22 protein-coding genes and 4 pseudogenes are annotated in these 25,399 nt (G+C 69.7%); 12 read left to right on the top strand and 14 right to left on the bottom strand.

Going from position 1 to position 25,399, the window contains the following annotated elements; translation table 11 throughout:
• Positions 1–117: 117 nt before the first annotated feature.
• Both SMIR_RS39885 and SMIR_RS39880 read left to right on the top strand, forming a co-directional pair.
• Complete coding sequence (locus SMIR_RS39885; RefSeq protein WP_168488318.1) at positions 118–681, top strand: NADPH-dependent FMN reductase; 564 nt, start codon at positions 118–120, stop codon at positions 679–681.
• A gap of 133 nt (positions 682–814) precedes the next feature.
• Positions 815–1,492 (top strand): AIM24 family protein, encoded by a 678-nt coding sequence (locus SMIR_RS39880; protein WP_212728181.1) that lies wholly within the window; start codon positions 815–817, stop codon positions 1,490–1,492.
• A gap of 64 nt (positions 1,493–1,556) precedes the next feature.
• On the opposite strand, the gene SMIR_RS39875 is transcribed toward SMIR_RS39880, so the two are convergent.
• From SMIR_RS39875 to SMIR_RS39865, 3 genes are all read right to left on the bottom strand, one after another.
• A complete protein-coding gene (locus SMIR_RS39875; RefSeq protein ID WP_168488322.1) occupies positions 1,557–3,332 on the bottom strand; it encodes a M4 family metallopeptidase in 1,776 nt (591 codons plus the stop codon).
• A gap of 203 nt (positions 3,333–3,535) precedes the next feature.
• Entirely contained in the window at positions 3,536–4,609 is a 1,074-nt protein-coding gene (locus tag SMIR_RS39870; protein ID WP_212728180.1) for a polyprenyl synthetase family protein, read from the bottom strand.
• Positions 4,606–5,664, bottom strand: a complete 1,059-nt coding sequence (locus SMIR_RS39865) for a tetratricopeptide repeat protein (RefSeq protein WP_168488324.1) — start codon at positions 5,662–5,664, stop codon at positions 4,606–4,608. Before SMIR_RS39865 ends, SMIR_RS39870 begins: the two co-directional genes overlap by 4 nt.
• Before the next feature lie 292 nt (positions 5,665–5,956).
• Between SMIR_RS39865 and SMIR_RS39860 the strand changes: the two genes are divergently transcribed.
• Positions 5,957–6,859 carry an aminoglycoside phosphotransferase family protein gene (locus tag SMIR_RS39860; RefSeq protein ID WP_168500790.1) on the top strand — a complete coding sequence of 301 codons (903 nt, stop codon included), beginning with the start codon at positions 5,957–5,959 and terminating at the stop codon, positions 6,857–6,859.
• A 45-nt stretch (positions 6,860–6,904) separates the two neighbouring features.
• Positions 6,905–7,531 (top strand): alpha-ketoglutarate-dependent dioxygenase AlkB, encoded by a 627-nt coding sequence (locus SMIR_RS39855; protein WP_212728179.1) that lies wholly within the window; start codon positions 6,905–6,907, stop codon positions 7,529–7,531.
• Positions 7,532–7,570: 39 nt separating this feature from the next.
• On the opposite strand, the gene SMIR_RS39850 is transcribed toward SMIR_RS39855, so the two are convergent.
• The 3 genes and pseudogenes from SMIR_RS39850 to SMIR_RS44040 all read right to left on the bottom strand — a co-directional run.
• Entirely contained in the window at positions 7,571–8,170 is a 600-nt protein-coding gene (locus SMIR_RS39850; RefSeq protein WP_168500791.1) for a TetR/AcrR family transcriptional regulator, read from the bottom strand.
• Positions 8,167–9,612: an MFS transporter gene (locus SMIR_RS39845; protein WP_168488328.1), complete on the bottom strand. Its 1,446-nt coding sequence runs from the start codon at positions 9,610–9,612 to the stop codon at positions 8,167–8,169. Before SMIR_RS39845 ends, SMIR_RS39850 begins: the two co-directional genes overlap by 4 nt.
• Before the next feature lie 107 nt (positions 9,613–9,719).
• Positions 9,720–9,871 (bottom strand): annotated as a pseudogene (locus SMIR_RS44040) (FAD-dependent monooxygenase); the annotation flags it as partial.
• Between the two features lie 484 nt (positions 9,872–10,355).
• On the opposite strand from SMIR_RS44040, the gene melC1 reads away from it, so the two are divergent.
• A complete protein-coding gene (gene melC1 / locus SMIR_RS39840) occupies positions 10,356–10,748 on the top strand; it encodes an apotyrosinase chaperone MelC1 (protein ID WP_168488333.1) in 393 nt (130 codons plus the stop codon).
• Positions 10,749–10,782: 34 nt separating this feature from the next.
• On the top strand, positions 10,783–11,607 hold the full coding sequence (gene melC2, locus SMIR_RS39835; protein ID WP_168488335.1) for a tyrosinase MelC2: 825 nt from the start codon (positions 10,783–10,785) through the stop codon (positions 11,605–11,607).
• 102 nt (positions 11,608–11,709) lie between these two features.
• Here the strand turns inward: melC2 and SMIR_RS39830 are convergent, their stop codons facing one another.
• Positions 11,710–12,048, bottom strand: a complete 339-nt coding sequence (locus SMIR_RS39830; RefSeq protein WP_168488337.1) for a thioredoxin family protein — start codon at positions 12,046–12,048, stop codon at positions 11,710–11,712.
• 558 nt (positions 12,049–12,606) lie between these two features.
• Positions 12,607–13,746 carry a PucR family transcriptional regulator gene (locus SMIR_RS39825; RefSeq protein ID WP_168488339.1) on the bottom strand — a complete coding sequence of 380 codons (1,140 nt, stop codon included), beginning with the start codon at positions 13,744–13,746 and terminating at the stop codon, positions 12,607–12,609.
• A gap of 87 nt (positions 13,747–13,833) precedes the next feature.
• Here SMIR_RS39825 and SMIR_RS39820 point away from each other — a divergent pair, with 87 nt between their 5' ends.
• The 4 genes and pseudogenes from SMIR_RS39820 (at position 13,834) to SMIR_RS39805 (ending at position 17,354) form a co-directional block, all read left to right on the top strand.
• A complete protein-coding gene (locus tag SMIR_RS39820; RefSeq protein ID WP_168488341.1) occupies positions 13,834–14,889 on the top strand; it encodes a ferredoxin reductase in 1,056 nt (351 codons plus the stop codon).
• Between the two features lie 7 nt (positions 14,890–14,896).
• Entirely contained in the window at positions 14,897–16,015 is a 1,119-nt protein-coding gene (locus SMIR_RS39815; RefSeq protein WP_168488343.1) for a fatty acid desaturase family protein, read from the top strand.
• Positions 16,016–16,386: 371 nt separating this feature from the next.
• Positions 16,387–16,863, top strand: a pseudogene (locus SMIR_RS44720) (ATP-dependent DNA ligase); the annotation flags it as partial.
• A 249-nt stretch (positions 16,864–17,112) separates the two neighbouring features.
• A pseudogene (locus SMIR_RS39805) lies at positions 17,113–17,354 on the top strand (hypothetical protein).
• A 33-nt stretch (positions 17,355–17,387) separates the two neighbouring features.
• Here SMIR_RS39805 and SMIR_RS39800 read toward each other — a convergent pair.
• The 5 genes from SMIR_RS39800 to SMIR_RS39780 form a co-directional block, all read right to left on the bottom strand.
• A complete protein-coding gene (locus SMIR_RS39800) occupies positions 17,388–17,708 on the bottom strand; it encodes a hypothetical protein (RefSeq protein ID WP_212728178.1) in 321 nt (106 codons plus the stop codon).
• Between the two features lie 33 nt (positions 17,709–17,741).
• Positions 17,742–18,944, bottom strand: coding sequence for a group II intron reverse transcriptase/maturase (gene ltrA, locus SMIR_RS39795; RefSeq protein ID WP_249938636.1), 1,203 nt, complete (start codon positions 18,942–18,944; stop codon positions 17,742–17,744).
• A 754-nt stretch (positions 18,945–19,698) separates the two neighbouring features.
• Positions 19,699–21,150 carry an NF041680 family putative transposase gene (locus SMIR_RS39790; RefSeq protein WP_168486688.1) on the bottom strand — a complete coding sequence of 484 codons (1,452 nt, stop codon included), beginning with the start codon at positions 21,148–21,150 and terminating at the stop codon, positions 19,699–19,701.
• Between the two features lie 339 nt (positions 21,151–21,489).
• Positions 21,490–22,473 (bottom strand): NADPH:quinone reductase, encoded by a 984-nt coding sequence (locus tag SMIR_RS39785; RefSeq protein WP_212728177.1) that lies wholly within the window; start codon positions 22,471–22,473, stop codon positions 21,490–21,492.
• An 18-nt stretch (positions 22,474–22,491) separates the two neighbouring features.
• On the bottom strand, positions 22,492–23,070 hold the full coding sequence (locus tag SMIR_RS39780; RefSeq protein WP_212728176.1) for a PadR family transcriptional regulator: 579 nt from the start codon (positions 23,068–23,070) through the stop codon (positions 22,492–22,494).
• 33 nt (positions 23,071–23,103) lie between these two features.
• Between SMIR_RS39780 and SMIR_RS39775 the strand changes: the two genes are divergently transcribed.
• Together SMIR_RS39775 and SMIR_RS39770 are read left to right on the top strand one after the other, a co-directional pair.
• The gene (locus tag SMIR_RS39775; RefSeq protein WP_249938578.1) at positions 23,104–23,589 is read left to right on the top strand and encodes an ester cyclase; all 486 of its coding nucleotides are present in this window, start codon (positions 23,104–23,106) and stop codon (positions 23,587–23,589) included.
• A gap of 79 nt (positions 23,590–23,668) precedes the next feature.
• Positions 23,669–24,580 (top strand): annotated as a pseudogene (locus tag SMIR_RS39770) (IS630 family transposase); the annotation flags it as partial.
• Positions 24,581–24,629: 49 nt separating this feature from the next.
• Here SMIR_RS39770 and SMIR_RS39765 read toward each other — a convergent pair.
• Positions 24,630–25,391 carry a class I SAM-dependent methyltransferase gene (locus SMIR_RS39765; RefSeq protein ID WP_212728175.1) on the bottom strand — a complete coding sequence of 254 codons (762 nt, stop codon included), beginning with the start codon at positions 25,389–25,391 and terminating at the stop codon, positions 24,630–24,632.
• Positions 25,392–25,399 lie beyond the last annotated feature (8 nt).

Below are 25,399 nucleotides of genomic sequence, written 5' to 3'. Positions count from 1 at the left end.
AACGGCAGACGGGGACAACTGGACCCTGGTCCGTTTAGCTGCTACAACATTAAACAGACCAGCAAGCGGACCTCGGTCCGCTTTATTGCCGCAACGTTTCGTCCCCGGGAGTTCCCCATGTCCGTACGCATCCTCGCGCTCGTCGGCAGCCTTCGCGCCGGCTCCCACAACCGCCAGCTCGCGGAGGCGGCCGTCAAGCTCGCCCCCGAGGGCGCGGAGATCGAGCTGTTCGAGGGGCTCGCCGAGGTCCCGTTCTACAACGAGGACCTTGACGTCGAGGGCAAGGTGCCGGCCGCCGCCACCGCCCTTCGTGAGGCCGCGGGCCGCTCCGACGCCTTCCTGCTCTTCTCGCCCGAGTACAACGGCACGATCACCGCCGTCCTGAAGAACGCCATCGACTGGCTGTCGCGTCCGTACGGCGCCAGCGCCTTCACCGGCAAGCCCGCCGCCGTGGTCGGCACCGCGTACGGTCAGTTCGGTGGCGTCTGGGCGCAGGACGAGGCCCGCAAGGCCCTCGGTATCGCGGGTGCCGCCGTCCTGGAGGACCTCAAGCTCTCCGTTCCCGGCTCCGTGGTCCGCTTCGCCGAGACCCACCCGGTCGACGACGCCGAGGTCGCCGCCCAGCTCACCGAGGTCGTCGCCCGCCTGCACAGCCAGGTCGGCATCGCCAGCGCCTCCTGACGACTCCCCCCAGGGCCGGTCCGGTGCGCCGGACCGGCCCTTCGCGCGTTCCCGGCAGCCGCCAACCGCCCCCAACGGTCCCCGGATGTCAGCGATCTTGGCGGAACCAAACCCTCCGGGCCAAGATGCCCGCATGAAGGGTGATCTCTTTTCCAGTGACCACATGGTGCAGCCCGCCGTCACGCCGGGCATGACCATCCAGAACGCCAAGTCGATCAAGTACGCCGTCAACGGCGACATGCTCGCGCGCCAGGGGGCGATGATCGCCTACCGGGGGAATCTGCAGTTCGAGCGCAAGGGCCAGGGCGTGGGCGGCATGCTCAAGCGGGCGGTCACCGGTGAGGGACTGCCGCTGATGACGGTACGCGGGCAGGGCGAGGCCTGGTTCGCGCACGAGGCGCAGAACTGTTTCGTCATCGACATCGAGCCTGGCGACCTGTTCACCGTGAACGGGCGCAACGTCCTGTGCTTCGACTCCACGCTGTCGTACGAGATAAGGACCGTGAAGGGCGCGGGCGTCACCGGCGGCGGCATCTTCAACAGCGTCTTCAGCGGTCACGGCAGACTGGGGCTGATCTGCGAGGGCAACCCGCTGGTGATACCCGTCTCACCGCAGCAGCCGGTGTACGTCGACACGGACGCGGTCGTCGGCTGGACCGCGCAGCTCCACACCTCGCTGCACCGCTCGCAGTCGATCGGTTCGATGATCCGCGGTGGCTCGGGCGAGGCCGTGCAGCTGAAGCTGGAGGGCGACGGCCTGGTCGTCGTACGGCCGAGTGAGGCGACTCCGCAGAAGGCACAGCAGCACTGACGCCGGGAGAACAGTCGAAAGGGGCCCCGCCCGATGGCGGGGCCCCTTCTTCTTGTCCCGTCCGTCAGCGCCCTGCGGCCGGGGTGTTGGCGGTGGTGACATTGACGGCGGCCCACGCCGCGTCCACCGTCCGGTACTCGGTGCTGGTCGCCCCGTACATGTCGGCGGCGGCCTTGAGGGTCGCGGTCCGCGCGTCGTGGAAGTCGGTCGTGGAGACCATGTAGCGGGTCAGCGCGCGGTAGAAGATCGCGGTCGCCTTGGTGCGTCCGATGCCGGTCACCTGCGAGCCGTCGTACGTCGGCGAGTCGTACTTCACACCGCCGATCGTCTTGCGGCCACTGCCCTCGGCGAGCAGGTAGTACGCGTGCGAGGAGACGCCGGAGCCGGCGTGCACCTCGGTGTCGTACGCCGCGGGCGACCAGTAGTCGATGGTGCCCTCCAGCTTGTCCAGGGAGGGGTGGTCGAGGCGGCGCAGGAACTTCTGGGCGAGGCCCAGCTTCTCGCCCATGAGGTAGTTGGGCGGGTTCTTCGGATTGTTCGCGGAGAACTCGACGTTGGACCCGAAGATGTCGGCGAGGGACTCGTTGAGTGCGCCCGGCTCGCCGTACTGGTTGCCGTCCGCGTCCACCCGGGTGGGTTCGAGGGCGGCGGTGGCGTCGACGACGCCGTGGGTCAGCTCGTGGCCGGTGACGTCCAGGACGACCAGCGGCTTCTTGAACATGTCGCCGTCACCGTCGCCGTAGAGCATGCAGCCGCACGTCGAGTCCCAGAAGGCGTTGCCGACCTTGCGGCCGAAGTGGACCATCGCGCGGGCGCCGGTGCTGTTGTTCTTGATGCCTTTGCGGCCGAAGGTCTTCTTGTAGAAGTCCAGCGTCTGGGTGACGCCGTACTGGGCGTCGACCGCGGTGGTGGTCCGGTTGGCGGTGGTGCCGGTGCCCCACTTGTTGGTGGTGCTGGTGAACTTCGTGCCGCGCGAGAAGGCTTCCAGTTCCGCGCCCTTGGCGTCCCGGGTCTCGGTGTTCCACCGGGTGGGGTCCTTGAGGAGGAAGCTGGTGCGCGCGGTCCGGGTCGTGGTCAGCGTCACCTTGCCGACGAAGAGGGAGATGCCGCTGCCGGTGGCCTTGACCGGGTAGCGGGCGGCCGCCGTCACGCCGAGGAGGCCGGACGGCTGGGTGGCCACGCCCGTCACCGGGCTCGCCGTCTCGCCCTTCTCGCGCAGCGTCTTCTCCAGGTGCGGCGAGATGAACTCGTCGCTGTCGGGGGTGTTGCTGCGGATCCGGCCGCTCTGCGCGTCCACGACGACCGTGCGGGAGCCGCCGGCCTCGGTGGTGTCGCTGTCCGTCACGCGCACCTGGTAGGCGAGGGCGGCGGCGCCGTCGCGGGCGTCGACGACGAGTGCGGCGCTGCCCGCGTCGCCCTGGGCGACCGCGGCGGCCTTCTGCTCGGCCTGCCGGGGCGTCAGCTTCGCCTCGGTCGTGGCCGGCTTGACGGCGTGGTCGGCGGCCCGGGTCACGCCCAGGTAGGCGGACTGCTTGCCGAGATGGACGACGAGATCGCCGCCGAGCACCGGGAGTCCTTGGTGGCTACGGACGAAGCGGACGTGCTGCTTGCCGTCCGGGTCCGTCATGACGTCCGTGGCCCGCAGGGTGTCACCCGGGCCGACACCGGTGGCCGGGGCGTGGGCGAACGCGGCGGCCCGGGCGGCCTCCACCGGCGAGGAGGCCGAAGTCGCGGCGCGGGCGGGCGAGTCGGGCGCCGCGAGGGCGGGGCCCATCGGAAGCGTGGCCGCCGTCGTCACCGCGACGGCGATCGCCACGCGGCGTATGTGGGGTCTACGCACTGAGTTCCTTCGAACGGGGGCGGTCGGCGTCGCCAACCGCCCTGAGGCACGGCGCCGTTGAACGCCGTGGGGGCTGTCTGGCCCTCCCGACAGATGCGACGAGGGGGGCGGTGGTTGCCCGACGAGGTCCACCAACCCGCACATGTGATCGAGGTCGCAGCGCCTCCGGCCCACAGTGGGGGGGAGCCGGAGGCGAGCAGGTGTCAGATCGTGCGGTGGGCGAGGGAGGACAGGAGCGTCCGTAGGTCCGTGGCGGGACGCGGGGCCAGGGAGGCTTCCGTCAGCAGGGTGTCCGCCGCCGTGAGATGGCGGCGCGCCGCGCCCAGGGCCGCCGAGCGGCCGCCGGCCCGCTCGATCAGGGTCGCCGCCCGGCGTACGGCGCCGTCGTCGAGGACGGCGGCGGAGGCGAGGAGTTCGGCGAGCGCGGAGCGTCCCGGCGCGGCCAGGGCGGCGAGAACGGGAAGGGTCTTCTTCCCGTTCCGCAGATCACCGTGCACCGGCTTCCCGGTGACGGCCGGATCGCCCCAGATGCCGAGCAGGTCGTCGGCGATCTGGAAGGCCACCCCGAGATGCCGTCCGGCGCGGTCCAGGGCGGCGGCGGTCTCCCGCGGCGCGCCCGCCAGCCCGGCCCCGAGGGCCAGCGCGCAGCCGAGCAGGGCACCGGTCTTGTGCTCCGCCATCGCCTCGTACTCCCCCGCACTCACCGCGTCGGGGCCGCTCCACGGGCGGTGGGCGAACAGCAGGTCGTCGGCCTGACCGCGGACCAGGTCGCGCGAGGCCCTCGTCAACTGCCGTACGGCCGCCGCGGCCTGGGAGGTCGCGGGCGCCACGGTGAGGGTCTCGACGGCCAGGGCGAAGAGCGCGTCGCCCGCGAGGACGGCGGGGCCGGTGCCGTATGCCTTCCACACCGCTGGGCGGCCGCGGCGCATCGCGTCGCCGTCCATGATGTCGTCGTGCAGGAGCGAGAAGGTGTGCAGCAGTTCCACCGCCACCGCGCCCGGCACGCCCGCCTCGGCGGAACCTCCGGCCGCCTCGGCCCCGAGCACGGCGAGTGCCTGCCGTACGCCCTTGCCCTGGCGGTGGGTCGCGGGCTGGCGGTGGGTCGCGGGGGCGCCGCCGACCTCGCAGCGGCCCAGCGCGTAGCCGGCCATCTCCGCCACCCAGGGGTGCAGCCCGTCGATCGCCTCCGCGAGGGCCGGGGCGACCAGTTCGCGGCAGCGCGCCAGGATCTCCGCGGCGGCGGGCGGCGCCGTCAGGACCGTACGGGGAGAGGTCATCGGGCGGCCTCCGTGTCCGTGCCCTCCGCCGGGGTGAGGCCGAGTTCCGTCCGCGCCCGTTCGACCATCTCCCGGGCGTGCCGCAGCCCGATGCCCTCCAGCACCTTGGCCAGTTCGGTGAGTTCGGCGGCGGTCTCGGCGTGCGCGCGGCCGAGCCTGGCCAGGGACTTGACCAGCCCGAGCCGGGACAGCGCCCGGCCGCGCGGCTCGCTCATCGCCTCGAACTCCGCCAGTGCCTGCGCGTAGAGGTCCCGGGCCCGCTCATAACGCCCGGCCCGGTAGAGGACGTTGCCGCGCATCTTGTGGTTGTAGGCGAGTGCCCCGGACAGGTTCATCGCCCGGCAGGACACCTCGGCCTCGCTCAGCAGTGCCAGCGCGCGGTCCGGGTCCCGGTCGCGTACGGAGACGATGTCCGCGAGGCCGCGCAAAGCCCAGGCGTGGCCGCGCCGGTCCTCGGCGCGCGCGGAGATCTCGGCCGCTTCCTCGAACATGGCGTACGCGGTGTCGTAGGCGCCGGTGTTGCGGTGTATCTGCGCGATGCCCTCCAGTGCCCACACGGTGTGGCGGGCCTCGCCGCGCTTGCGGGCCTCGGCCAGCAGCTGTTCGTGCAGGGCGGTCACGGCGGCGTAGTCGCCCTGGATGCGGCCGGTCTCCGCCATGCCCGCCAGGGAGTAGCCGCGTACGACGACGTCCCCGGCCTGCTTGCCGAGTTCGGCGGCCAGTCGCAGCAGCCGCCAGGCCAGCGGGAACGCCCCGCGCTGGCGGGCCAGGGTACCGCCGCTCCACAGCGCCCATGCCATCGCGCCGGTGTCCCCGGCCTCGCGGGCAGTGCGGTAACTCGCCTTCCACGCCCGGTCGGCGTCGGCCACCTGTCCGAGCCTGCGGTGCGCCTCGGCGACCGCCAGGCCCGAACGGGCCGCCTCGGCACGGGCGCCCACGCGCTCGGCGGCGCGCAGCTGCTCGGTACCCGCCGCCAGGACATCGGTCAGCGAGGAGTTCACGGACAGGGTGGTCAAAGCGCCCTGGTATTCCGGGGCGAAGGCCTTGCCGTACATGGATCCCTTTCGATCGGCCGATTTTCACGGATCGGCGGCATCCGACGACTCGACTATGCACCTCACGTATACACACCTTGTATACACGGAGCGTATAGTGTGCTGGATTTCCACTCGGGAATCCGTGCTCCGTCGCGGTTGTCACGTCGCCCACCCGTTGCCGATCAAGACGACGACGGCGTGTGCCAGGTTGCCTGCCGCGAAAAAGAAGCGCGAACCGCCTTCGTCGCAGGCATAGTTGGGCCCCGTGTCAGACAGAGAACCAGAAGAGCAAACGATCCCCGAGGGCCCGATGCGTCCCGGCGAGTTCCCCATCGACGCCTCGCTCGTGCGACGACTGCTGGCCGCACAGTTCCCCCGGTGGGCCGAGCAGCCTCTGAAGCGCTTCCCGTCGGCGGGCACCGTCAACGCCCTGTACCGGCTCGGCGACGACCTGGCCGTACGCCTCCCCCGGATCGAAGGGGGCGCCGAGGACGTGGGCAAGGAAGCGCACTGGGTGCCGCGGCTCGCCCCGCTGCTGCCGGCCGCCGTCCCCGAGATCCTCGCCACCGGCACCCCCGGCGAGGGCTACCCGTGGCCCTGGATGGTGCAGCGCTGGCTCGACGGCGAACCCCCGCGCGCCGGCCGTCTCACCGATCCGGGGCCCCTGGCCGCCGACCTCGGCGCCTTCGTGGCCGCGCTGCGCCGGGTCCGGCTGCCCGACGGGCCGACCGCCTACCGAGGTGTACCCCTGTCCACCGTCGATGCCACGACACGCGCCGCGCTCGACGAGCTGCGCGGCACGATCGACACATCGGCCGCCACGGCCGCCTGGGAGGCGGCGCTCGCCGCGCCCGCGTGGACCGGTCCGCCGATGTGGGTCCACTCCGACCTGATGCCCGGCAATCTGCTCACCCGCGGGGGCCGGCTCGACGCCGTACTGGACTTCGGCACCGTCGGCGTCGGCGACCCGGCCTGCGACCTCATCCCGGCCTGGAACCTGCTCCCCGCCGAGGCACGGGACACCTTCCGGCAGGCGGCGGGCGCCGACGACGCCACCTGGGCGCGGGGGCGCGGCTGGGCCCTGTCCATGGCACTCATCCAGCTCCCGTACTACCGCGTCACCAATCCGGTGATCGCCGCCAACGCCGAGCACGTCATCCACGCGGTCCTCACGGAGGCCGACACCCTCGCGGAGGCCGATGTCAGACCCTGAGCATCACAATGGAACGTATATTCGAATACGGAGTACGCTGGAGGCATGTCCACGCACCTCCAGGGCTCGCTGTTCGACCAGACCGACGAGCTCCACCTCAGTCAGTTGACCGCGATGCGCCGGACGGTGCTGGGCGACGGGGCCTGGATCGACCTGTTGCCCGGATGGCTCAGCGGCGCCGACGCCCTGTTCGCCCGGCTCGTCGACGAGGTGCCGTGGCGGGCGGAGCGGCGGCAGATGTACGAGCACGTGGTGGACGTACCGAGGCTGCTCGCGTACTACCGGGCGGGCGACGCGCTGCCGCACCCGATCCTCGACGAGGCGCGACGGACACTGTCCGCGCACTACGCCCGTGAGCTGGGCGAACCGTTCACCACCGCGGGCCTGTGCTACTACCGGGACGGCCGCGACAGCGTGGCCTGGCACGGGGACCGGATCGGGCGGGGCGCTCGGGAGGACACCATGGTCGCGATCCTCTCCGTGGGCGCTCCGCGCGACCTGTTGCTGCGCCCGCGCCGCGGCGGGGAGACCGTACGGCGCCCGCTCGGACACGGCGACCTGATCGTGATGGGCGGCTCCTGCCAGCGCACCTGGGAGCACGCCATTCCCAAGACGGCGCGGGCGGCGGGGCCTCGAATCAGCGTCCAGTTCCGTCCCAACGGCGTGAACTGAGACGGACGCGGGCGTTCGTGTCCGGCAGCGCCCTTCGCCTCACGGCGTCAGGAGCGCCTGGACCGTGGGGCCGTACCGGTCGACGATGTCCTCGATCGCGGTAGCGCGCAGCCGCGTGCCGCGTGCGATGCCGTACATCGCGCCGAGGCCGAGCAGTGTGCCGACGGCGAGTTCGGCGCGCAGGTCCGCGTCGGGGCCGCTCAGCCGCAGGGCGAGGCGGTCGCTGACCTGGGTGCGGAAGTTGGCGCGCATGATGTCGCCCTGGTCGCCCTGGCGCGGGGCGAAGATGATCCGCAGCACGGGGTCGGCGCCGCGCTCGGTCTGGCCGACGAGCACCTGGCGGACCATGTGGGGGCCGAGTTGGTCCAGGGGTGCGTCCAGGAGGGCGGCGGCGTCCGTCTCGAAGGACATCACCCGCCCGAAGAGCGCGTCCTTGTTCCCGAAGTACTTGAGGATCAGCGGAGCGCTCACCCCCGCCCGGTCGGCGATCGCCTTGAGCGTGATGTCCGCGTGGGCGTGCCGGGCCATCAGATGGCGGGCCGCGCGGAGGATGGCCGCCTTCGTGGCCTCGGCGTCGCGGCGCGGTGGGGCGATCGGGGTCGCGCTGAGGCCGGAGGGCGGAGTGGACACGGTGCTCAGGCTCCTTCGAATGCCTCGTCCCGAGGTGCGTCCGAACTGCCGGAGGCCCGTCGGATGTCACGGAGGGTGGGGTCGGCGGGTATGACGAGGGCGGCGGCACAGGCCACCAGTGCGACCGTACCCGCCATGGCGAAGGCCAGCAGATAGCCGTGCAGCGTGGGTATCGGGGCACCGCCGACGAGGCTGGTGTGGTGGACCAGGATGGCGGCGACGGCGGCGCTGCTCACGGCCTGGCCGACGGTGCGCATCAGCACGTTGACACCATTCGCGGACGCGGTCTGCCCGGCGGGCACTGCGCGCAGGATGAGGGTGGGCAGCGCCGAGTAGGAGAACGCCGTTCCCATCGCACAGACCGCGGAGCCCAGCAGGATCACCAGCAGGCTGTGGCTGTTGATGATGCGTATGCCGTAGCCGGCGGCGATGACCAGGGTGCCGAGGGCCAGCGTCACCCGGGCACCGCGGGCCGCCGAGATACGCGCCGAGACCGGCGAGAGCAGCAGCATGATCACCCCGCCGGGCAGCAAGACCAGGCCCGTCGCCACGATGGACAGTTCGAGGCCGTAGCCGGTCGCCTTGGGCGCCTGTACCAGCTGCGCCGTCACCAGGGAGTTGGCGTAGAAGGCGAAACCGGTCAGGAGCGCCGCGACATGGGGCAGGGCGACGCGGGGGCTGGTCGCCAGTTTCAGGTCGACCAGGGGGCGTGCCGCGTGCAGTTGCTGAACCCACCACAGGCCGAGGACGCAGCCGCTCCCGACGAACAGACCGAGGATCCGGGGGCTGGCCCATCCCCACTGGCCGCCCTGTGACACCCCCAGCAGCAGACAGGAGAGCCCCAGGGCCAGGCCCAGCGCGCCGGTCATGTCGAAGCGGCCCGGCTCGCGGACGGGCGACTCGCGCACCGCCCACCAGGCCAGCGCCGTCCCGAGGGCGCCGACCGCGGTCGTCCCCCAGAACATGACGTGCCAGCTGGCGTACTGAACCACCATCGCGGCGATCGGCAGGCCGAGGGCGGCGCCGATCCCGACGGTGGAACTCATGAGCGCCACCGCGGAACCCGTGCGCTCAGGCGGCAGTTCGTCCCGCAGGAGACTGATCGACAACGGTACGACGGCGGCCGCGGCCCCCTGCAGGGCTCGGGCCGCGATGAGTATGCGGATGTCGGACGTGAGGGCGCACATGAGCGAGCCGACCGTCATCATCCCGAGGGCGATCAGCAGCACCTTCTTCTTGCCGTACATGTCGCCGGCGCGGCCCAGCACGGGGTTGAGCACCGCTCCGGTCAGCAGCGTCGCCGTCACCATCCAGGACACGGCACCCGCCGACGCACCCGTCAGCCGCGGCAGGTCGGGCAGCAGCGGCACCACCACCACCTGCATGACGGCCATGAGGCTCCCGCCGAGCGCGAGGACCGGGACCGTCAGTCGGTCACGCAGTGCCACCATGAACTCTCCAGAAGTCGGCGCGAAGAGGGGGGTGAATGGCAATTCACCATAGCTGGTGAATTGCCATTCACCCAATGGGCGCCCCACTTCAGGGGGTGCGACCGGCGCGAGCGGGCCTGCACCGTGCGCGCCACGCGCGGACCCAGCCAGCGCTTGAACCGGCGCAGCGCCTCCGGCTGCCCGGCCGCGCGGTCGATCCGTACAGGTGCGGCGGGATGTATGGGAGCAGTGGAGAGTGCCGCCGGCCGAGCAGGGCGAATCGACGTGGGCGACTCCGTCGCTCCAGCACACCGAGTGGTCGCGCACGGCGGTAGACGGCTATGTCGTGGGACGGGTCCTGGCGCTTCATCAGGATCGAGAAGTACGGGCTCGCGGGTCCGCCACCGACGCGCGCGATCTTTCACGGGCACTCCGATTCGCCACACAAGGCGGTCAATTGATCACGTAGAGCAGCAGGCAGGTGCGACCCCCGCGGTTCGCGCCAGCTTGCGGGCGTGAGCCGCGCCACCCGCCACCGGCCGACCCGGGAAGATCATCGGCGGAGCGTCCACCGGCCGGAGGAATTCCGCCTTCCGGTCTATCGCGGACACCCTCACAGCAAGATCATCTTCGTTCAACCTTGCACGACATTTACTTAATTGTCCTGATCGCGGCCAACCGACATCCGGCGATTTCTCCCACTCTCCGACGAACCGATAGGCATATCGGGTCATCGACCGAGCTTGATCGCAGGAGGTCTCCGCATGCCGGAACTCACCCGTCGCCGTGCCCTCGGGGCTGCGGCCGCCCTCGCCGCCGCGGCCGGCACCCAGACCGTCGCCGTGGCCAGGGCCGCGGACACCGGACACCACGGCGGGCCCGAGGCCTTCGACGAGGTGTACCAGGGCCGTCGCATCACGGGCCGTGCCGCCGGCGGCGGTCACCACCATGAACACGGCGCCGGGTACGCGGTGTTCATCGACGGGGTCGAGCTGCATGTGATGCAGAACGCCGACGGCAGCTGGATCAGCGTCGTCAGCCACTACGACCCGGTGCCCACCCCGCGCGCCGCCGCCCGCGCCGCGGTCGTGGAACTCCAGGGGGCACCGCTCGTCCCCCTCGGCATGCCCATGCCCATGCCCATGCCCCAGCAGTGACCCAGCCCCGTCAGCACATCGTGGAGTCCCGCACATGACCGTACGCAAGAACCAGGCGAACCTGACCGCCGACGAGAAGCGGCGTTTCGTCGACGCGCTCCTCCAGTTGAAGCGCAGTGGCCGGTACGACGCCTTCGTCACCACGCACAACGCGTTCATCCTCGGCGACACGGACAACGGCGAACGGACGGGTCACCGTTCGCCCTCCTTCCTGCCCTGGCACCGCAGATTCCTGCTGGAGTTCGAGCGGGCGCTGCAGTCCGTGGACGCCTCCGTCGCCCTCCCGTACTGGGACTGGAGCACCGACCGTTCGACCCGTTCCACCCTGTGGGCCCCCGACTTCCTCGGCGGCACCGGGCGCAGCCTGGACGGCCGGGTGATGGACGGCCCCTTCGCGGCCTCCGAGGGCAACTGGCCGATCAGCGTGCGCGTCGACGGCCGTACGTATCTGCGGCGTTCGCTCGGCAGCGGCGTCCGTGAGCTGCCGACCCGCGCGGAGGTGGACTCCGTGCTCGCCATGGCGACGTACGACATGGTGCCCTGGAACAGTTCCTCGGACGGTTTCCGCAATCACCTCGAAGGGTGGCGCGGCGTCAACCTCCACAACCGGGTGCATGTCTGGGTCGGCGGCCAGATGGCCACCGGTGTCTCCCCCAACGACCCCGTGTTCTGGCTGCACCACGCCTACATAGACAAGCTCTGGGCCGACTGGCAGCGCCGCCACCCCGCCTCCGGCTATCTGCCGCTCTCCGGCACCCCTGACGTCGTGGACCTCGACGAGACCATGAAGCCGTGGAACGACGTGAAACCGGCGGACCTGCTGGATCACACCGCGTTCTACACCTTCGACACCGTCTGACGGCGCGTTCACAGGTCCGGTCCCGGTCGCCCCTCCTCCCCGGGAGGGGCGACCGGGACCCCAGACGTGACGGGCGTCGCGGCCACATGCCGCAGCGGCCGCTCAGAGGTGGCCGTCCAGGAACTTCCGTACCTCGGCCATGGTCATAGGCCCCGTGCCGTGCGCCACCACCTCTCCCTCCTTCAGCAGGACGTAGGACGGGGCTCCGGTGATCCCGTATCGCTCGGTCGCAGCCGGACAACGCGTGATGTCGGCGCGGACGGCCGTCAGGCGGCCCGCGTAGTCGTCGGCGATGCCACCCACGACGAGGTCCGTCACCCGGCAGGGCTCGATTGCCTTGGGCCATGTCCCGGTGAAGTATGCGAGGACCGGAACTCCGCTCATCCCAAGGATGAAATTGAACTCCGCGTCCTCACGGGGTCGGTGAACCCTCTTCGCCATGGAAGCTCCTGACCTCACATTCCGTCATTCCATCCCCATCATCCCTCGCGCGGTGTGCCAGGCCCGCCCGGTCGGTCGTCCGGTTGACCTGTCGGAAGGGAGGCGCGGGGCCGTCGCAGAACCACGGTGGTCCCCGGCGCAAGCGGCCCGGCCCCCCGCCCCTGGTGACCCGGCCTGGCCGCCCCGCCGGTCACCCAGCTGCAGCCCGCCGCGCGCCCGTGGGTCAGCTCGTGCCAGGACAGCGCACGACGACATGAAAGCCGTTTTCCAGGGCATAGCGGCCCAGATCACCGACCAGATGCTCGATGAGCGCGTCGACGAGCGGGCCGGTGCGCATCGTCCACCGGATCCAGTCGAGCCGTATCGCGCCACCGCGCTTCTCAGAGACAGCGCCCCCGACGGGCTTCCCGAGGCCTTAGCTGGTCTTCACATCAACCCCCGGTCTCAGCTGGCTAATACCGCTCTTCCCCGGGCCGCATGAGCCAGCTGATGGCACCGAAAACGAGGCACGATTCCTGGACCGCTCGCGGACACAGTCGTGGACGGCCGAAGTACGCGTCAGCTGACCCGTAGACCGACCGCCAGCGTCAGTTCAAGGACCCGGTGTGGCGATGCGAGATCCGGAAACAGCTCCCGCAGCTGCGACATCCGGTACCGGACTGTCTGGGGATGGACGAACAACGCCGCCGCCACCTCGTCCCGTCTGCCCTGGTGCAGCAGCCACGCCCGCAACGTCTCCTCCAGCCGCTGTGCGGTCGAGGCAGGCAAGGTCCGCAAGGGTGTGAGGGCTCGGGCACGCAGGTCTGCGAACGCGTCCATGTCGGCGCTCAGCACCAGCTCGGGCAGGTGGTCCTCGGTGTCGCGAATATCAGAGGAGAGGGAGCGCGCGCGTACGGCTCGTGCGTACGAGGCGGACGCACGAGTCCATGGCCGGGCCGGGCCGACCACGGCGGTGCGGTCGGTCAGCTGCCGCAAGAGATGTGATCGGTCGGCATCGGGGACGAGCAGCACACCGGTGGCATCCGGCAGATCGTCGAGGACGAGGGTGCTCGGGTCGAGCGCGCGGTAGGCAGGCCGGGCCTGGGCGGCGGGCAGCAGGACCGCGGTCAGCGAAACCGGAGGCTGCCACCCGGCCCGTTGAACAGAGGCCAGCAGCACGTCCGGGCTCGCGCCGGCGAGGAGGTCGCGGGCCAGGTGTTCCAGGTGGCGCTCGTGGTCCCTGCCCCGGGCGGCCAGTTCGTCGGCGTGGCCCGCGGCGCTCGCGGCGGAGAGCTCGTCGATGTAGGCGAAGGTCAGCTCGGCGAACTTGGCGACCTCGGCGGCGGGCAGACCTGCGGGTACGGCACCCGCTGCCAGGCATCGCCAGGCCACGCGGGCGCCGACGCGGTAGGCGCTGAGCAGGGCGTCCATCGAACGGCCGTCGCGCACCTCGCCGCGGCCCAGCTCGTAGGCTGCGTCACCGGCGTCGCCGCCTGTGGCGTTCCCGCTCGCGAGGTCCAGGTAGTGCCCCAGGGCGGTGCGGACGGCTCGGCGGATGGTGGCGCCCATGTGGCCCGAAAGCGCGTTGGCGTAGGGAGGGACCTCGTCGATGATCGCCTGGACGACCTCGTCGGCGGTGGTCTTCAGCGCGGCCCGAAGTGCGGTGACCGTCGTCTCATCGAGGGCCAGTTCGCTGGCCCTCCGGATTGCATGGCTCACGTTTTTGTTCCCTGCGAACAATTCAGCCGACCAGATTTACGTCCTGCGGTCAGGACTTTACGCCTTGAGGCGCAGCAAGCTGGAGTCATGACGAGTGCAGCCCTCCGCAGCAGGGCGTGGAAACTGCTGGAGATGGTCACGACGCCGCTGCTGCCGTCGGACTACCTCGACCTGGTCAGCCCGCTGCGTGCGGGCGCTGACCTGCGTGGGCGCATCGAGGCCGTGCACCCCGAGACGGGTGACGCCGCGACTGTCGTGATCAGGCCGGGACGGGGCTGGCGTGGCCACACAGCCGGTCAGTACGTGCGGATCGGGGTCGACGTCGACGGGGTGCGCCTGTGGCGTGCCTACTCCATCACCTCGCCGACAAACCGCCAGGACGGCCGCGTCACGATCACCGTGAAGGCGATCCCGGACGGCAAGGTCAGCAACCACCTGGTCCGCAGGGCCAAACCGGGCACGCTGATCCAGCTCGACCAGCCGACCGGTGACTTCGTGCTGCCGCAGGCCAAGCCCGCCAAGGTGCTCTACCTGACGGCCGGCAGCGGCATCACGCCCGTGATGGGCATGCTGCGCGACATCGAGTTCGACGACGTCGTCATGGTCCACTGCGCGCCACAGCCGCAAGACGTGATCTTCCGCAACGAACTGCACGACCTGGTCGCGGACAAGAAGCTGCGGCTCACCGAGGTGCACACCGACACAGACGGCATGCTCGACATCGCCCGTCTCGACGAACTCGTGCCCGACTGGGCCGAGCGCGAGACCTGGGCTTGCGGGCCCGCGGGCCTGCTCGACGCCGCCGAAGAGCACTGGACCGAGCGCGGCGTACAAGAGCGCCTGCACACCGAACGCTTCCGCCCCAGCATCGTCGTCGCCGGCGACGGCGGCGAGGTCACGTTCAGCGCCACCGGCAAGACCGTCGCCGCGGACGGCGCCACGCCGTTGCTGGACATCGGCGAGGAGGCCGGCGTGCTCATGCCCTCCGGGTGCCGCATGGGCATCTGCTTCGGCTGCATCACGCCGCTCAAGGCGGGCGCCGTCCGCGACCTGCGCACCGGCGAGATCACCGAGGCCGAGCCGGGCGTCCTCATCCAGACCTGCGTGTCCGCCGCGGCGGGCCCCTGCGACATCGAACGGTAGGAGCACCTTGACCGCCATCGACCCCACCGCCCACCTGACCGCGGAGCAGATCGAGGAGCTTGGCCGCGAGCTGGACGCGATCCGCGACGAGGTGATCGCCAGCCGCGGCGAGAAAGACGCCGCCTACATCCGTAAGGTCATCTCGGCGCAGCGCAAGCTCGAGCTGGTCAGCAGGGGCGTGCTGCTGTTCTCGATCTTCCCGCCCGCGTGGCTGCTCGGCACCGCCGGTCTGTCCGTGGCGAAGATCATGGACAACATGGAGATCGGCCACAACGTCCTGCACGGCCAGTGGGACTGGATGCGGGACCCGAAGATCCACTCCACCACCTGGGAGTGGGATCACGTCTCGCCGTCCGAGCAGTGGAAGCACTCGCACAACGAGCTGCACCACACGTACACCAACGTGATCGGCAAGGACAACGACCTCGGCTACGGCATCATGCGCGTCGACGAGGACCAGAAGTGGCACCCGTTCCACCTCGGCCAGCCGCTGTGGAACTTCATCAACGCCTGCTTCTTCGAGTACGGCATCGCAGCGTACGACCTGGAGCTCGGCAAGAACCTGCACGAGCGCCGCCGCAAGAACCCGGAGTTCCGCGCGCGGGCCAAGGCCGTGGGCCGCAAGATCCGCAAGCAGGTGCTCAAGGACTACGTGATCCACCCGCTGCTGTCGGGCCCGTCGTTCCTCACCACGCTCGCCGCCACGTTCACCGCGAACCTGGTCCGCAACATCTGGTCCCACTCGGTGATCATGTGCGGGCACTTCCCCGAGGGCGTGCAGGTCTTCGAGCGCCGGTCGATCAAGGGCGAGACGCGCGGCCAGTGGTACCTGCGCCAGATGATGGGCTCGGCGAACATCAGCGGCAGCAGGGCCATGCACTTCATGACCGGCAACCTGTCGCACCAGATCGAGCACCACCTGTTCCCGGACCTGCCGAGCAACCGGTACGCCGAGGTCGCGGTGAAGGTGCGCGCGCTGTTCGAAAAGTACGAGCTGGAGTACGTCACCGGGCCGCTGCCCAAGCAGGTGTTCTCCGCGTGGCGCAAGGTCTTCCGGCTCTCGCTGCCGAACAAGAAGCCCAAGGTCAAGACGCCGGACCGCGAGCAGGAGCTCGTCGCGGCCTGATTCCCGGTATTGGTTCAGATCTTTCGGCCGTACCGGCGGCACCGCCGGGCTCGGTGAGATCCGTTGCGGACGGTGGGCGGCCGCGACATCAGACCGTACGACACGGGATCCGGGCAGCCCGGCTGCGCTGCCTGGACGTGCGCCAGGAGCTCAGCACACAGCCCCCGGCGAGGTGTTGTAGTGCGCTGACCTGCCGTGGTCGGGCCGGTAGTCGGGTGCGTACGCGCACTCGGTTTGCCGACGGGCGGGCTGGGTGGAAGGCATGGGCTGTGACGTGGACACTGCCGGAACCGATGCTCGCCGCCCCTGTGTCCGACCCTGCGCTGCTGCCGGGGTGGGCCGGTGAGCCGAAGTAAGACAGGTGGCAGGCCCTGGTCTCTATCGACGCGGGGCGGGTGGTACTGCGCTCGAGGCGCGGCACCGAGATGGGGCCGGCCTTCCCCGAGGCAGTCGCCGGGACTGCGCAGCTGCCGGACGCGACAGCGCTGGACGGCGAGCTGGTCATATGGGACGCCGCGGGCCGCCTCGCGTTCGAGCGGTTACAGAACCGGCTTGCCCGGCGCGGTGCCGGGGCCGCCCGGGCAGCGGAGGAGTGGCCGGCCCACTTCGTCGCGTTCGATCTGCTGAGGCTGTCCGGGACGGACATGACCGGATGGCCGTACCGGCGGCGCCGGGCCGCGCTGGAGTCCGTGTTCACCGCCCGCTGCCTGTCGGCGCCGTGGGCACTGTGCCCGTCGACCACCGAGGCCGACGTCGTCCGCGAGTGGCTGACATGGGCATCGGTCGGGATGGAGGAAGTGGTCTTCAAGAGACTGGACGACGCCTACCGGCCCTCGGTGCGCGGGTGGCAGAAATACAAGGTCCGCGAGACGAGCGAGGCGATCGTCGGCGCAGCCACCGGCTCCCCGGCCGCTCCCCGGACGCTGCTGCTCGGCAGGTACGACACCGATGGCCGCCTTCAGGCACGAGCGGTGCATGTACCCCTCGCCGCCGTCCGGCCTCTGGACCATGCCCGACCGGGTTATCCACAGGCCGGAACGCGATCGGCTGTTCCCTCGTACGCTGCTGCCTCAGTCGATCACACGGGGGTGTGCGGAATGCGGTACGGCCTGGTGGTGGAAGAGCTCGCGGTTGAGGTCATGGCGTGCCGGACGACCGAGCCCGGCAGGAGGTGATGGCGCTCGTGGAGGTCGCGCGGATGGATCCGCGGGCCTGGCCCGATGTGCGCGACCCGGGATCTGTGGAGGAGATCCGGGAAGCGTTCGGGCGACGGTGCTGGATCCAGTACATGCCGCATGCCGGAGCGATCGAGGTCCGTGCCATCGGGTGGGCAGGCTGATCTCCAGGCTTGGCTGACCGGGCGCAAGAGCCGTCAGCGTCGGCGCAGTTCCGCAGACCAGTCCCGGAGCTGGTCGGCGAGGGCAAGGTTGTCCCCGCGGCTCACTGTCTGCAGCAGCTGGGCGCACACGGTGGCTTCGGCGGCGAGGCCGGCCGGGCTGCCCAGGACGGGGAAGGCGTAGCGGACGCGGGTGGCGACGTCCTCCTGGAGCAGCGAGTAGGCGTAGAGCGTGGCGGCGTCGAACCCCTCCGGAGCCTGCCCCCAGCCCTCCCAGTCCAGAAGCCTTAGTAGGGTCGGGGACTGGCGCGGTGGCTGATGCCCCGTTTCCAGTCCCCGCCGCTTCAAACCGTGCATGCAGTTCTCCCGCACACGGCTTTCCGACATCGTTCACCGGCTGGCATGCGCCGTTGCCCTGTGCACGTTTCCGGTAAGGCGGTAGACACCGAGCCGGGTGATCCACCCATAAGTAAATCGGGTGGTCCAGTTCCTGCCCGCAAGTCCGTGTTTCGCGCTGGCAAAGATCGCCAGCCGTTCGTGGACATAGCCGTCGACCACGTTGAACTTCCGTCCGGAGTTCCCGTTACGGAAGTACGCCGACCAGCCCCGCAGGACCGGGTTGAGATCGGCGACCACGGCGGATACCGGCCGCTCAGTCTTCGAACGAGCGGTCGCCGCACGGACTTTGTCCCGCAGTACCCGCATCGCCCTGGCCGAGGGCCAGCGTTGCAAGTAGTACCTGCCCCGCCATTTCCACGATTCCATCTTCCGGTGGTGGAAGCCGAGAAAGTCGAAGCCCTGCCCGCCTCGGGTGAGGCAGACGATGCCGGTCTTCTCAGGATGCAATCGCATCCCGAGCCGTTCCAGAACTCGTGCCGCCAATTCACGGGCCTGTTCGGCCCGTTGCTTGGTCGGCGACAGGACTACGAAATCATCGCAGTACCTCACCAACGTCCCCAGCCGGCGACCTTCGTTCTGCCACGCCTCGTCGAGAACGTGCAGCGCGATATTTGCCAGCAATGGGGAAATCGGTGAGCCCTGAGGGGTTCCCGCCCCGGTAGGCGAGGTCACCCCGCCCACCAGGACTCCCATCCGCAGCCAGGCCCGGATCAGCTTCAGCATCGGCCGGTCCACCACACGCCGCGCCACTTGGGCCATCAGCGCCTCATGGTCGATCGTGCCGAAGCAGTCGCGGATATCGGCCTCGAACACCCACTCCCGCCGCTGGTTCGCGGCGACACGCACTGCCTCGCACGCGTCGATCGCGGACCGCTTCGGCCTGAATCCATAGCTCGCCTCGGTGAACTGGGCCTCGAATACTGGTTCCATGACCAGTTTCGCAGCCGTCATCACCACGCGGTCCGCCACGGTGGGGATCGATAGCGGCCGGAACTCCCCCGGCCGCCCCGGTTTGGGAATCTGGACCCGTCGCAGCACTGACGGACGATACGTATGCGCCCGCAGTCTCTGCGAAAGGTCTTGGAGGAATGCATCCACCCCCGAGGATTCCACCGCGTCGACGGTCGTACCGTCCACGCCGGGGGCACCCCGGTTTGCGCACACACCGGCCCACGCCCGCCTCAGAACGTCCATGCGGTGGACATGGCCATACAGGGCGTGAAACCGGCGTTCGGGTTCTTGCTCGGCACAGCGGTAAAGCGTCCGTTGCAAGGCTCGGACCTTGTCCAGAGGACGGCGGACTGGTCCTGCGACGCTTTCCTCCCGGCGGATGGAACTAGCCGTAACGGCACTCATCCGGGTCCCTCCCTGTTTTCGAATCGCGTCGATGAAGCAGGGGCCCTTCGCTCCCAGCGGGTTGTGTTGTCCCGCCGATCGTCACTACTACGACCCCCTCCGACTGCCTCTCGACAACCCGCCATTTCCCGGTTCTGCCGGTTATAGGCAGGCCACGCTTCCCGGGCCGCAATACCCGGGGCCGAGGAGGCTCTCTCCAGTTCCCAGGACAACCTTCCGACCATTCCACGCCCCTTACGCCGGGAGGTTCTTCGACGACCGCTCCAGGTCCGAGATCATCTTCCGTGGCCTTCGCCAATCAAGCACAGGCTCGGCTCCTCCTTGGCCCGCCCGCGGGCGGGGGTTAAATGACGACGCTGCAGGCTTCACTTCATGTTGCGGACTGGTCGGTTGCACGCCCCCGAGAGGCGCTTGTCACTCCACTTCGACGCCACCATTTCGGGCGACGCCGGGAGTCAGCTACCGGGGACCCTGGCGTCTCCCCGGACCGGACTTCCACCGGCTGGCTATCCTGAGCTTGACGTCCGGTTACATCGTTCACACCCCTTCTGAACTGGGAAGACGCCCGGACTGCTGGACGTACGCTTGATCATTAACCTCGCTGCTGTTTCAGGCGGACGTGTTCGGTGAGGGTTTCGATTCGTTTCACGGTCTTTCCAGGCTCGTGACGTGGGGCTGACCTGCGGTTCTTTGAACCGGGTGGGCGTCCGGGTCCGGGCTTGGAGGGTCTGGGCACGTCGGCGGGACGGGCGGTCTTCACGCGGAGGTGGCGGAACCCCCGCCGAACCCGGGCAGGGGTGAGGCGACGAGGTTGCGCCGGCCGCTCCCAGGGCCGACGAAGGTCCTCGGCGAGGGGCCGGGCAAGGCGGAGCTGGGTGTGGGCGGCGATGATCAGCCACGTCCACAGGTCGGCCGTGTGCGGATCGCGGACCTTGGGGACGGTCCAGCCCAGGGTCTGCTTGAACAGTCGGAAGGTATGTTCAAGATCGAATCTGCGAAGGAACGCCTGCCAGCGCAGGTTGACGTCTTCGCCGGTCATGCCGGTGCGTGAGGACCACAGCCATACCGGCTTCGGGTCACGGTCACCGGGCAGGTGCTCAACCTTCAGCCGGATCAACGTGCCGTGGAGCAGAGGGAGTTCACCGCAGTGATCGAGCCAGGGGCCACGGGCCTGTAACCGGGGGTGCATCCGGTCCCAGGCGAGGGCTTCGGCTGTGCCGTAGCGGGTGGTGTCGCACGTGGTGGCCTGGTCAGGGGTGTGCCAGGACTCCGGCTTGGAGAAGGTGAGGACGCCGCCGTGCTTGCGGGGCTGTCCGCCGCGCGGGGTGGAGCGGCGTGGGCCGGCGTCCCGGAGCATGACGCGGTCCGAGCGGAGCCGGCCGACCAGCTCGACGGGCAGGTCGGCCAGGACATAGGCAAGACGGGTGACGTCGTAGCCGGTGTCCATGACGACGAGGATGTCCGCGTCGCCCGGCCGCCACTGCCCGGCGTGCACCAGCCGGGTGACCACCTCGCGCAGCTGGCTGGCGGTCACCGCGGTGGCATCGTCGCACGGCCCCAGCCGGATCGCGTCCAGCACAGCCGTCCAGGACGTGCGTCCCGTCTCCAGCGCGGCAACGAAGGAGTAGGGCCAGCCGGGGATGAACTGATCCGCGCTGCGGCCCCGCCCGTAGACGTGGCAGAACAGCAACTCCGGGCTGGTGGGGGCGTCGGGACGCAGCCAGTTGCTCACGTCCACCGCGAGCACGATCCGCCCGTCGGCGGCACGCGGCAGCGGCGTGGAGGCCAGCAGCCTGCGCAGGCGGCGCGGCTCCAGCCAGCCGTGATTGACCGCGTCGTACATCGCTCCGTGCCCGCGCCGGTGCTCGGCCGTGAGCGTCAACTCGACCAGCGAGGTGACCGGGCCGTCCGAGCACAGCACCGCGTCGGCGAGCTCGAAGAGCGCATCCGCCCGGGTGTAGAGACAGTCGTAGAACTGGACACGAAAGTGGGACAGGACGCCCAACGCGGCGTCGGCGGACTGTTCAGGGGCGAGACTCTTCACCAGCGGCCGTTCCTTCACGCGACGTTGCTCGACACCTCGAAGCGTGAAGAACGGCCGTCCTGCTGTCCCGGGAACGAACCAAGATCAGCGGGTCAGGTGAACGGCCGAGGTTAAACACCAAGCTAAGCGGCGAGGTGACGTTAGCCCAGTGCAGGTCGGCGTGGGCGGCTGCCCAGCGGGTCACGGCCGGGTGTCCCTTGTCATCCAATCGAGTCGTTTGACAACGAACCCAGTCGTTTCGGCTTCTTTGACAGTGAACCTAGGCGCGTGGGGTGAGCGATCCAGTGGCCGTCAATGAGACGGGGGTTGCTGGTGACGGGCCGGTGTTCCGAGTCTGCGCTATTGGGGGAGGGTGACCAGGATGCGGCTGTGGACACCGTCGGCGTCGACGTGGTCGTGGGCCTTGGCGATGTCGTCCAGCGCGTAGCGGTCGCCGACGGCGACGGTGAGGGCGCCGACGGCGGCGGCGGAGGTGAGGTCGCGGGCGGCCTGGCGTTTGGCCTCGACGGGAAAATCGTCGCTGCCGAGCAGCCGCAGGGTGACGTTGTTGAACAGCAGCGGCCAGAAGGGGATCTCGGTGCGGTCCGTGCGGGTGGCGTAGGCGGCGATGACGGCGTTGTTGGCGGCGACGGCGTTGTCGAGATCGGCGTTGTCGGACAGCGCGACCTCGATGATCCGGTCGACGCCCCGCGGCGCGTACGAGCGGATGGCTGTGGCGGGGTCGCCGGTGTCCAGGGCGACGGCGTGGGAGACGACGGCCGGGTCGACGCGGTCGAGGTCCGCGGTGCGGCGGACGGTGGCGATCACGGTGGCGCCGGCCCAGTGGGCGAGCTGGGCGGCCAGGGAGCCGACGCCGCCGAGAACGCCGTGGACCAGGACCAGTTGGCCGTCGACCGGGCCGTCGGCGAAGACGGTGCGGTGGGCGGTGATGCCGGGGATGCCGAGGCTCGCCCCCAGCTCGTCACTCAGATGATCTGGCAGAGGTACGGCCTGGTGGTCGGGTACGACGGTGTACTGGGCGGCCGTGCCGAAGGGGCGGTAGGACTGGGCCCCGTATACCCAGACCCGTTGTCCGACGCGGTGGGCGTCGACTTGGGCGCCCACGGCGTCGATGACTCCGGCGGCGTCGCTGTGCGGGATCACTCGCGGGAAGGGCATGGACGAGCCGAGCCAGCCACGCCGTTTCTTGGTGTCGCCGGGGTTGACGCCCGAGACGGTGACACGGACGCGGACCTCGCCGGGGCCGGGGACGGGATCAGGGAGTTCGCCGACGTGCAGGACATTGGCGGCGGGTCCCTGGGCGTCGTACCAGGAAGCAAGCATGGGTACCTCTGTGGGCAGTCAGCTCGCGGGAGCGGCGGGCGCATGTGGATCGTTGTCGGTGCAGGCGGTGTCGAATACGGGCGGTTCCTCGCCGAGGGTCTCGCGCAGCCAGGTCCGTTCGGCGCGGCTGGTGGCGCGGGCGGTGAGCAGCATGCCCTGCCGGTAGGGGTCGGCGACCTCCTCGGCACGCAGGGGCCGCTCGTTGTCGTAGAAGAAGCTCGCCGGCTCTTCCAGGAACTCCAGCCGCCTGCGCAGCACCGCGTGCTGTTCGGCCACGTCGGGCAGGTGGGAGAGGAAGGCCAGGACGACGTAGAACCGGGTGAAGTCGGTGATCTCGTGGTCGGCGGGCTTGCGCAGGCGCTGAAGCATTTCGGCCCGGCCGGCCGCGGTCAGGCTGAGCACGTACCGGGCCGCCCCCGCGGCCGGGTCTGCGCGCCGCTCGATCAAGCCCGCCCTGGTCAGACGATTGATCGCCGGATACAGGCTGCCGTCACTGACCGGCCGCGTATAGCCGGTCAGCTGCGAGACGCGGCGGCGCAGCTCGTGTCCAGGCAGGGGTCCCTCGGCGAGGAAGCCGAGTATCGCGAGTTCCAGCATGAGCCCATCTTCGCACGCGAACATCGAATCGATGTGGACATCGATTCGATGTTACGCTCGCAGGTACCCGCCCAAACGTCTCTGGAGAGGCACAGCAAGATGCCATCGCAGTCCACCGAGTCAGTGATGAACCGTTTCGTCGAGTTCATCAACACGGGCAACGAGGATCTCGCCCGCGAGATCATTTCTCCGGACGCGATGTTCCACGCGCCAAGCCACCCGGAACCACTGCGAGGGCCCGATGGGTACATGGAAGTCATCGGGATGATGCGCAGCGCCTTCCCCGACGTCCAGTGGACGCTGGAGGAGACAGTCACCGAAGGCGACACCGTGGCCGCGCGGTTCACCATGCGGGGAACCCACGACGGTGAATTCTTCGGGATCCCGGCGAGCGGCAACAAGATCTCGGTGCAGGCCATGAACTTCTACTACCTGGCCGACGACCGGATCGTCGGCGAACGGGGCCAGCCCGACCTCCTCGGGGTGATGCAGCAGATCGGTGCCGTACCGGCGCCGTGAACCCAGTCGTGCTGGGTACCTTTTTTCGCGCGGAGCTACTGCTCCCAAGGGGCCCGTACGTCGCCGTGGCGGAGGGCGCGTGATCCACAAGTTCAACGAGATCGGGCTGGCCTGTCTGGACCCTCGATGGGCGGGAGGCCGTCCCCGCCTGCTCAGCGATGACCACGAGGACTTCGTCATCCGGACGGCCATCACCCGCCCTACCAAGCTCGGCAAGCCTTTCACCCGATGGTCGATCCGCAAGCTCGCCGACCACTTGCGGCGCAACGTCCCCCGCTCCATACGGATCGGACGCGAAGCACTGCGCTGCCTGCTGACCCGCCGCGGGATCACCTTCCAGCGCACCAAGACGTGGAAGGAATCGAGCGACTCGGACTTCGATACCAAGCTGGACCGGATCGAGTATGCCCTCACCCAGCGGCCCGAGCGGACCTTCGCCTTCTATGAGTTCGGCCCCCTGGGCATCCGCCCGACCGCCGGGTCCTGCTGGGCGAAGCAGGGGCGGCCGGACCGGCTGCCGGCCACCTATCACCGCACCCATGGCACCACCTACTTCCACGGCTGCTATTCGGTCGGCGACGACACCCTGTGGGGCGTCAACCGGCGCCGCAAGGGCATCGGGCCGACCTGGGCCGCGCTGAAGTCGATCCGCGCGGCACACCCGGACGGCGCCCCGATCTACGTGATCCTGGACAACCTGTCCGCCCACAAGAACGGGCGGATCCGCCGCTGGGCGGCGAAGAACAAGGTCGAGCTGTGCTTCACACCGACGAACGCGTCGTGGGCGAACCCGATCGAGGCGCACTTCGGGCCGCTGCGGCAGTTCACCCTCGCCAACTCTCACCACCCCAACCACACCGTCCAGACACGGGAGTTGCACCGATATCTGCGCTGGCGCAACCAGAACGCCCGGCACCCCGACGTCCTGGCCGCTCAACGGCGTGAACGCGCCCGCGTCCGCAGTGAGAAAGGCATCCGATTCGGCGGCCGCCCCGTCGTTGGAGCGGCCTGGCCGTCCGGATCTCAGGACACTGGGCAGGTCACGGACGAGTGGCCACCAGTAGATCAACCACGTAGACCTCTTCCACCGCCTCGCCGGGGAACATCTCCCGCAGTCGCCTGCGCTCCTCGGAGAGAAAGGCACGCTTGTCGTCCTCGGTAAGGACAAGGAACGCCGAGCGACTGCTGATGTTGGAAAGGTGCATGTCGAGGGAGACCACACGGCTCCACCGCACCTGGCGGCGCGCGACTCGGAGCCCCGACAGGCCCGCGAGCCGGACGGCGTCGCTGTCGTTGGGACGCGCCCGAGAAGTCGGCTTCACTCCGCAGTGGTGCGCGAGCCGCTGGTGCTGCTCTCGGATCCAGGGCACGTCGAAGGCGGTGGTGTTCCACCAGATCGCGAGCGCACCGCTCGGACGCAGGACCCGCAGCGTCTCCGGGACCGAGCGGGTGGTGTCGGTCCACTGCCAGGACTGTGCGTAGGTGACGAGGTCGTGGGAGGCGTCCGCGAGGGGGAGGGCGTTGCCGTCACCCCTCACAATCGGCACATCCGGGAGCACGGTGTGGAACTGGGCAGCCATGGCGTCGCCCGGCTCAACGCCGATTACGTGAGCTCCGCGCCCACGCAGCAGCGCGGTGGCGATTCCGGTGCCCGCGCCCACATCGGCGACGCGGGCACCCGCCAGGGGACGGCTCGTGAACTGTTCGATTAAATCGAAGAGCGCGGGCGGGTACGAAGGCCGGCTGGCCGCGTACTGGTCAGCCGCCGCGTTAAACGAATGGGCGCGCGAGCTGGCGGTCATCCCCACAT

Origin of the sequence: Streptomyces mirabilis, assembly GCF_018310535.1 — a bacterium.
Taxonomy (GTDB): domain Bacteria; phylum Actinomycetota; class Actinomycetes; order Streptomycetales; family Streptomycetaceae; genus Streptomyces.
Note: the sequence above shows the minus strand (reverse complement) of the source record. Positions and strands in the feature narration are given on the sequence as shown.

What these genes read in the sequence shown, in the direction of transcription:
- melC2 (WP_168488335.1), top strand. Translation starts at nt 10,783, where the DNA reads ATGACCGTACGCAAGAACCAGGCGAACCTGACCGCCGACGAGAAGCGG.
- melC1 (WP_168488333.1), top strand. Translation starts at nt 10,356, where the DNA reads ATGCCGGAACTCACCCGTCGCCGTGCCCTCGGGGCTGCGGCCGCCCTC.
- SMIR_RS39780 (WP_212728176.1), bottom strand. Translation starts at nt 23,070, where the DNA reads ATGCTGGAACTCGCGATACTCGGCTTCCTCGCCGAGGGACCCCTGCCT.
- SMIR_RS39880 (WP_212728181.1), top strand. Translation starts at nt 815, where the DNA reads ATGAAGGGTGATCTCTTTTCCAGTGACCACATGGTGCAGCCCGCCGTC.
- SMIR_RS39870 (WP_212728180.1), bottom strand. Translation starts at nt 4,609, where the DNA reads ATGACCTCTCCCCGTACGGTCCTGACGGCGCCGCCCGCCGCCGCGGAG.
- SMIR_RS39865 (WP_168488324.1), bottom strand. Translation starts at nt 5,664, where the DNA reads ATGTACGGCAAGGCCTTCGCCCCGGAATACCAGGGCGCTTTGACCACC.
- SMIR_RS39785 (WP_212728177.1), bottom strand. Translation starts at nt 22,473, where the DNA reads ATGCTTGCTTCCTGGTACGACGCCCAGGGACCCGCCGCCAATGTCCTG.
- SMIR_RS39860 (WP_168500790.1), top strand. Translation starts at nt 5,957, where the DNA reads ATGCGTCCCGGCGAGTTCCCCATCGACGCCTCGCTCGTGCGACGACTG.
- SMIR_RS39820 (WP_168488341.1), top strand. Translation starts at nt 13,834, where the DNA reads ATGACGAGTGCAGCCCTCCGCAGCAGGGCGTGGAAACTGCTGGAGATG.
- SMIR_RS39845 (WP_168488328.1), bottom strand. Translation starts at nt 9,612, where the DNA reads ATGGTGGCACTGCGTGACCGACTGACGGTCCCGGTCCTCGCGCTCGGC.
- ltrA (WP_249938636.1), bottom strand. Translation starts at nt 18,944, where the DNA reads ATGGACGTTCTGAGGCGGGCGTGGGCCGGTGTGTGCGCAAACCGGGGT.
- SMIR_RS39855 (WP_212728179.1), top strand. Translation starts at nt 6,905, where the DNA reads ATGTCCACGCACCTCCAGGGCTCGCTGTTCGACCAGACCGACGAGCTC.
- SMIR_RS39765 (WP_212728175.1), bottom strand. Translation starts at nt 25,391, where the DNA reads ATGACCGCCAGCTCGCGCGCCCATTCGTTTAACGCGGCGGCTGACCAG.
- SMIR_RS39830 (WP_168488337.1), bottom strand. Translation starts at nt 12,048, where the DNA reads ATGGCGAAGAGGGTTCACCGACCCCGTGAGGACGCGGAGTTCAATTTC.
- SMIR_RS39800 (WP_212728178.1), bottom strand. Translation starts at nt 17,708, where the DNA reads ATGCACGGTTTGAAGCGGCGGGGACTGGAAACGGGGCATCAGCCACCG.
- SMIR_RS39885 (WP_168488318.1), top strand. Translation starts at nt 118, where the DNA reads ATGTCCGTACGCATCCTCGCGCTCGTCGGCAGCCTTCGCGCCGGCTCC.